The organism is Microvirga massiliensis (genome assembly GCF_001006805.1).
Taxonomy (GTDB): Bacteria; Pseudomonadota; Alphaproteobacteria; order Rhizobiales; family Beijerinckiaceae; genus Microvirga; species Microvirga massiliensis.
Genome location: NZ_LN811359.1, coordinates 23,999 through 30,132 on the forward strand (window position 1 = coordinate 23,999; position 6,134 = coordinate 30,132).

Here is a 6,134-nt window from a genome sequence, read left to right on the forward strand (position 1 = left end):
CCATCACGCGGCACGATCGCTAGCCCGCAACAGGTCGCGGGAGGTCACCGACTGTCGTGCGCCGCGCAGACACAGAGATTGCCCTGTGACCAAGGGCGCGCGATGTACGCTGTCTGCCAACCGCTCAGCCGAAACAACCAATACGCGCGTACGAGGTTGAAAATCGCGATAAACGAAGGTGCGGGCACTGCCGACGCCATGCTGATTTTGCCCGGATTTGCTTTGGCATAAGCGATGAATTCAGGAACCGTCCGGGCCGGGACCGAGAGATTTACCAGCATTGCCTGCGACGGGGGCGACATCGCGGATGAAGTTGAAACTGAGCTTGCACGGAAAGCCGGCCGCCACGACAGATCACCCGCACCATTCCCAGGAAGCTGCAGGGCATCGCGGACCTCAAATTCCGCATTCAACCGTTGCTGCCCGGCGCGGCGGCGCGCTCCGACGAGCATGTCGAAAGTGGAACCCGAAGGCAAGACCACCTTTATGCTATCCCCACCGGGCAGATGACGACGTCGATCGTGAAACGCGTTCCGTCATTCTTCTGCGTCATCACGATCTGTCCTTCCAACGCGACATCCGTCTGGACGCTGCTGACGACGAGCGGCTGGCCCGGGAATAGGTCAATAGCGCTAACGCCGAATAGCTCGACCGGCAGTTCGAGGGAGAAGTCCTGCTCTTCCGGACCGTGGATGGCGGCGATAGTTAGGTTGGTAAAGGAGGCCATGTAAAGTTTGCCATCATCTCCGAGAGACGTACCATCAACGGCCAGGATTCCGTCCGGAGGATAAACTCCGATTTGGGGTAAAAATTGGAGATTGCGGCAGCCGGGCGGATTGTCCGCATCTTCTCGTAGAACAACCGAAGTCTCGTGTTGCGCACGGGTCTTTTTTTGACGGGAGTATTTGACCATGACTGTTGCTCCTAATGAAACGGCTGTTACCGCCTGTTTGCATGCCTCGCGGTCGTCATACGGTGCGACACATCGGCGGCCAGCGCACCGGCGACATCAACGTAGGATTTGCCGCCCCGTCGGGATTGCGCGCGCAGTGTCACACGATGTTGAAGCACACGGCAGCGAGGTGGGCCATGGGGGCGCGTACTGATCCACACACGCAGTCGGATTCCTTCCAATCAGCGCCCAGTTGCCCCGTGTCTGCCGGCCTGGGCACTTGCTGGCGGAAAACCGCACTCGCGTATTCACCACCCCAAGAAGCCATGTGCTCCTTTTCAGCTGGTAGAAAGACTGCGAAGCGTCGATGAATTCTCAGCAAGCTCCTCAAAAAAATCCTTCTCGATGGGTATGTCGCGGTCAGGCGGCATTTCGGTCGCCGACAAGATCGGGTGCGCCTCCACGGGATCGAACGGCTCTAACAGATCCTCGGCCGCGCCGCTGACGATCGCGGCAACCTCCTGCAGACTAGCGCCAGGATTCGCGGGGGGGTCGCCCCATGCCTCCCGATAGTGCCGGACAACGTCGTCAAGGGTTACTTGGCCAAATCCAGGCGCGTTGGCGCGTAACTGGGTTGTCGCCTCGTTCATGTCGCGGCTGATCGAGATAAGGCTGTCCTGCAGATTAGCTAAAAGGTTCGCATTCTGCCCTGCCGCGTCGGCCTGAGCAGCGGCGGCATCTAAATCCTGAGCGTTGACTGCCCCATCAAGCCGCTCCAGGGACCGGAGCAGCGCATACAGCGCGTCCATAACCAGCATATGATGGGCCGCGAAACGAACGAGCGTGCGCGCAGGCTCCTCGCTGGGCAGCAACTGCTCGTCGAGCACAGCGCCGCTGACCCACACCTCAGCGAAGTCGTCGCGGGGAGGGTCGTTCGCGACCGTTTGGCGATAATTCCCGCAAACGCCCATCATGCCGGCGCCGATCCCGAGGATCGCGGCATGCACCGGACTCACCAGCGCGACAACACCAGCTGCCGCAGCAAAGTACTGCGAATAGTTGGCGTCAGTGATCGCCATTTGGGCGGACTGCTGCTTCAATCGCTGTCGCTCCTGCGGATCTATATTGGGCACGTGCAGTCCTCCTGTGTCGCGAGGAAACTATGCTGTTGAGCTCGCCCAAAGTTGCCAACAATCGGAAGGGCGACATTTCGTAGGGGTGCTTGACGCCTCCACTTCTACACGGAAGGAGCGATATGTCGTGTCTAAAGCTAACATCACCAAGCTTATTTAGCCAGGAGAACGTCGAGGATCAACTAATCGTATCTTCAACGTTGGTGACGCAGCCCGCCTGCTGGCGCGCAATTGGGGCACCTGACTCCGACCGTCGCCTTGCGTCCAGTTCTCCGGGAATTTTGCCGATGTCGTCGAGCACACCTTCACCATTGCCTTCCTCGAAGATCTGCGACCGACTATTGAGGACCGTCGCGCCACCAGTCTCGAATATGCTGCCGAATACCTTAGAGCCTATCCCGGTAGGGCCTGACGCCAGGTGATGATGCCGAGAGCGAAGTGGAGGAGGGCAAGATAGTTGGCGGGCTTTTTGGCCCAGCGGATCAAGATCGAGCGGAAGCGGTGAAGCCAGGAGTGTGTGCGCTCGACCACCCAGCGCCGTGCTTTGGCGCAGGCGTGACGCTTGGCCCCGCCTCCTCACCCCAACGGCGCAAATGCAGGGTGAATCCGAACTCCTCAGCCAAGGCGCGCGGCTCGTCATAGTCGAAGCCCTTGTCGAGACACAGATGCTGCGGGCGGCGGGTCGGTTTGGGCCGTCGCACGGGGATGGCCTCCAGCGTCTGGCGCATCAGCTTGTGGTCGTTGCGGTTGGCTCCGTCGATCACGGCTCCCAGCGGGATGCCACGACCGTCGGTCACCAGCGAGCGTTTGACCCCGCGCTTGCCTCTGTCGGTGGGATTGCGCCCGGTTTTTTCCCCCACCCAGCGGCGCCTTACCCATCGCCCCGTCCAGGGCCAACCAAGTCCAATCGATCCCTTTCAGGGTGTCGTAGGCCAGCAGCCCCTCGCGCCAGAATGCGGCAAAGACCCCGGCTGCTACCCATTTCTGAAACCATCGATGGGCTGAGGAGGACGAGCAGATGCCTGTTTCCCGCAGCGCCTTCCACTGACATCCCGTCCGCAGCATGAAGAAGATCGCGTCCATCGCCGCCCGGTCAGGGACCCGCGGGTTGTGGCAGCCCAGCGGGTGCGGCGGGCGGGGCGGCAGCAGCGGTTCCATCTTCGCCCAGAGCGCGTCCGGCACGCGCCAGCCGTCATCCCGGACGCGCTGACGCATCATCGTCAATCCACCCTTCCCGATCATTCCCCACACATGGGCAGCGACCCGACAACCGCCTACTGGAATAGGCTCTTAGCTCGACTTTGGCCATTTCTGACGGCTGATCTGGGGAGCATGTCCGAGCGGCGGCGAAGCGGGTGATGCAGTAGGCCGGTGTGTCCCCGCCAAGAGACGCTGCCATGCCACGCCTGCCGGCTCGCTTCGCCACGATCATCCTAACATTTGCGCCGCTTTTTCTCTACCGGACGTGGCGACATGCCGAGGTGTTGCTCCTCGGCGCGATCCTGGCGCCGGGCAACCGCACGGTCACGAGCATTCTGCGGATCTCCGGCCTCAGCCGGGAACGCCACTTCGTGAACTACCATCGTGTGCTCAGCCGGGCGCGCTGGAGCGAACGGGATGGCGCCCGCCGGCTGCTTCGGTTGCTGCTCGACGCCTTTGTGCCCAGCGGTCCGGTGATCCTCGGCATCGACGATACCATCGAGCGCCGGCGCGGCAAGCGCATCACCGCCAATGGCATCTACCGCGGTCCGGTGCGCGCCTCGGACGCTCACTTCGTCAAAGCCTCTGGCCTGCGCTGGATCAGCCTCATGCTGCTGGCCCCGATCCCGTGGGCCGCCCGGACCTGGGCGCTGCCGTTCCTGACCGCCTTGGCGCCCTCCGAACGGTATGGCCGCGCACCAGAAGCACCACAAGACGCTGATCGACTGGGCGCGCCAGATGGTCCTGCAGGTGCGCCGTTGGCTCCCTGAGCGCGAGTTGGTGCTGGTCGCCGGCATGGGCTTTGCCGCCCTGGAGTTACTCGCCGCGTTGTCGCGCGAGAGCGTGATCGGCATCACCCGGCTGCGCCTGGATGCCGCCCTCGATGAACCGGCACCACCACTTCCTCCTGGAACGAAGGGCCGTCCATGCACCAACGCGCCCCGCCTGCCGAACCTCAGCGCGGTGTTGGTGAAGACGACCACGGACTGGCAAGAGGTCGCGGTGCCGGGCTGGTATGGGGGAAGGCGATCGTGTGGTCGAGGTCTGCTCCGCGACGGCTGTGTGGTGGCATAGCGGGAAGCCCGTGGTGCCGATCCGCTGGGTGCTGCTGCGCGATCCGAAGACCCGGTTCTCGCCTCAGGTCCTGCTCTGCACCGATCCCGCACACGATCCCCTGCAGATCATCCGCTGGTTCATCCTGCGCTGGCAGATCGAGGTCACCTTCCAGGAGGTGCGGGCGCATCTCGGTGTCGAGACGCAGCGGCAATGGTCGGATCGCGCGATCGCCCGCACCACGCCGTGCCGGCTCGCACTGTTCTCGATCGTCACCCTTTTGGCCGCGCAACTGAGCCGCCGGGCCCGCATGGCTGTTTGGACCGACAGCTGGTACCGCAAGTCTCATCCAACGTTCACCGATGCGCTCGCCGCCGTGCGGCGTCACATCTGGTTGGAAACGGGTTTACTCACCTCGCCGCGCTCGCGCGAAATGCAAAAACCACCACCCGCCCTCCGGCACCTCCTTGGCTTACGCTCTTTGCCACGCCGCGTAATTGGCCAAAGTCGAGCTTAGCAGGTGACTCTTTCGACGAGCGTGGACCTGCCCAGAGTGTGCAGCTATCTAGAGGAAATCGATTGAACGATTCCCTTCGGCTCTCCTGGGAGCGGAAGAAAATAATTTTGTTCGGAAATTTGGAGACCGGAGTGTTCGAGCGGCGAAGTTTTCTCAAAGGTGTTTGTGCCACTCTTCTCACTACTCTCGGGCCGGTCAGAATAACCCAAGCGTCAGATAATGATGTCGAGGCTTTGGTTGCGCGGACGCTCATCGTTGGCTTCGAAGGCAACGAGACGGACGATCCTGAGTTCAAGGCTCTCCTTTCCTTGATCCAGCAGAGACCACTCGGCGGCGTCATCTACCTCGCCCGCAATATAGCAGGCGATGCAAATGTCCTCCGGATGAACGCTGCTCTGCGATCTGCCGCAGCGGAACCACTCTTCATCTCGGTGGACGAAGAGGGCGGTTCGGTTCGCCGCCTGCGGCGGCTGCGATCTGTTCCCAACACCCCGTCAGCCCGCCACGTCGCGCAGATGGATCCTGAGGAATCGCTCGAGCTCTATGCGGAAATGGCCCAAGCCGTCGCGCGCCTCGGCTTCAATCTGAACTACGGACCCGTCCTTGACCTGGCGGTCAACAAAAACAGTGCTGTCATCTCGCGTCTCGGGCGCAGCTACGGCCGTGAGCCGGAACTCGTGGCGGCGCACGCAAGCAGCTTTATCGGGGCGCACCATAGTTTCGGGGTCCAGACGGCCATCAAGCATTTTCCTGGCCATGGCTCCGTCAGCGCCGATCCGCATGACGCTCCGGTCGACGCCTCCTCGTCATGGTCGCCGGCCGAACTCGAGCCGTTCAGGCTCGTGCTGGCGCAGGAGCGCCCGCTCTTCCTGATGACGAGCCATCAGGTCATCGCGCATCCTCTTCTGAAGGCGTCTCCTGGTGTCCCGATCACGTTCTCACCAGAAGCGGTCGCTTTCGCCAGACAGAGACTTGGCTTTCAGCGACTGGTGATCTCAGACGATCTGATGATGGGCGCGATCGCGGCAAGGCACTCGCCGGAGGAGGCCGTGATCAAGGCTCTGTTGGCGGGCCATGACTGCGTGATCCTCGCGGAAATCGGGAGGGGTGCGGTTCCTCGCATCGGCCAGATCATCACGGCAGTGGCACAGGCAGCCCAGCGGTCGCCGCAGCTCATGGGGCGCCTCGAGCAGGCAAACGCCAGGATCCGGAAGGCGAAGGCCGCTCTATAGACAAAATTGCGCCGAAAGCCCTCTTCCTTCAGGGAGAGGATGGATAGGCGCATGCGGCGACGGCCGCATAAAACATCTCTTGAACCTTGGCCATTGGGTCGATATAT

The 6,134-nt window shown here is 62.1% G+C and carries 7 protein-coding genes and 1 pseudogene; 4 read left to right on the forward strand and 4 right to left on the reverse strand.

Annotation, left to right across the window (positions count from 1 at the left end; genetic code table 11):
• Window positions 1-44 precede the first annotated feature (44 nt).
• The 4 genes and pseudogenes from BN1233_RS51190 to BN1233_RS46110 all read right to left on the reverse strand — a co-directional run bounded on the left by BN1233_RS51190 (window position 45) and on the right by BN1233_RS46110 (window position 3,240).
• Window positions 45-482, reverse strand: coding sequence for a tripartite tricarboxylate transporter substrate-binding protein (locus BN1233_RS51190; protein WP_046866633.1), 438 nt, complete (start codon window positions 480-482; stop codon window positions 45-47).
• 2 nt (window positions 483-484) lie between these two features.
• Window positions 485-913, reverse strand: a complete 429-nt coding sequence (locus tag BN1233_RS26310; protein WP_046866634.1) for a hypothetical protein — start codon at window positions 911-913, stop codon at window positions 485-487.
• 317 nt (window positions 914-1,230) lie between these two features.
• Window positions 1,231-2,025, reverse strand: coding sequence for a hypothetical protein (locus BN1233_RS26315; protein ID WP_046866635.1), 795 nt, complete (start codon window positions 2,023-2,025; stop codon window positions 1,231-1,233).
• A 393-nt stretch (window positions 2,026-2,418) separates the two neighbouring features.
• A pseudogene (locus BN1233_RS46110) lies at window positions 2,419-3,240 on the reverse strand (IS5 family transposase).
• A gap of 182 nt (window positions 3,241-3,422) precedes the next feature.
• On the opposite strand from BN1233_RS46110, the gene BN1233_RS49875 reads away from it, so the two are divergent.
• From BN1233_RS49875 to BN1233_RS26330, 4 genes are all read left to right on the forward strand, one after another.
• A complete protein-coding gene (locus tag BN1233_RS49875; RefSeq protein ID WP_244471057.1) occupies window positions 3,423-3,995 on the forward strand; it encodes a transposase in 573 nt (190 codons plus the stop codon).
• Entirely contained in the window at window positions 3,964-4,299 is a 336-nt protein-coding gene (locus BN1233_RS50605) for a hypothetical protein (protein WP_280517144.1), read from the forward strand. The genes BN1233_RS49875 and BN1233_RS50605 overlap by 32 nt, the downstream gene beginning before the upstream one ends.
• A gap of 13 nt (window positions 4,300-4,312) precedes the next feature.
• Complete coding sequence (locus tag BN1233_RS49880) at window positions 4,313-4,795, forward strand: hypothetical protein (RefSeq protein WP_244889842.1); 483 nt, start codon at window positions 4,313-4,315, stop codon at window positions 4,793-4,795.
• A gap of 131 nt (window positions 4,796-4,926) precedes the next feature.
• Window positions 4,927-6,027: a glycoside hydrolase family 3 protein gene (locus tag BN1233_RS26330; protein ID WP_187144374.1), complete on the forward strand. Its 1,101-nt coding sequence runs from the start codon at window positions 4,927-4,929 to the stop codon at window positions 6,025-6,027.
• Window positions 6,028-6,134 lie beyond the last annotated feature (107 nt).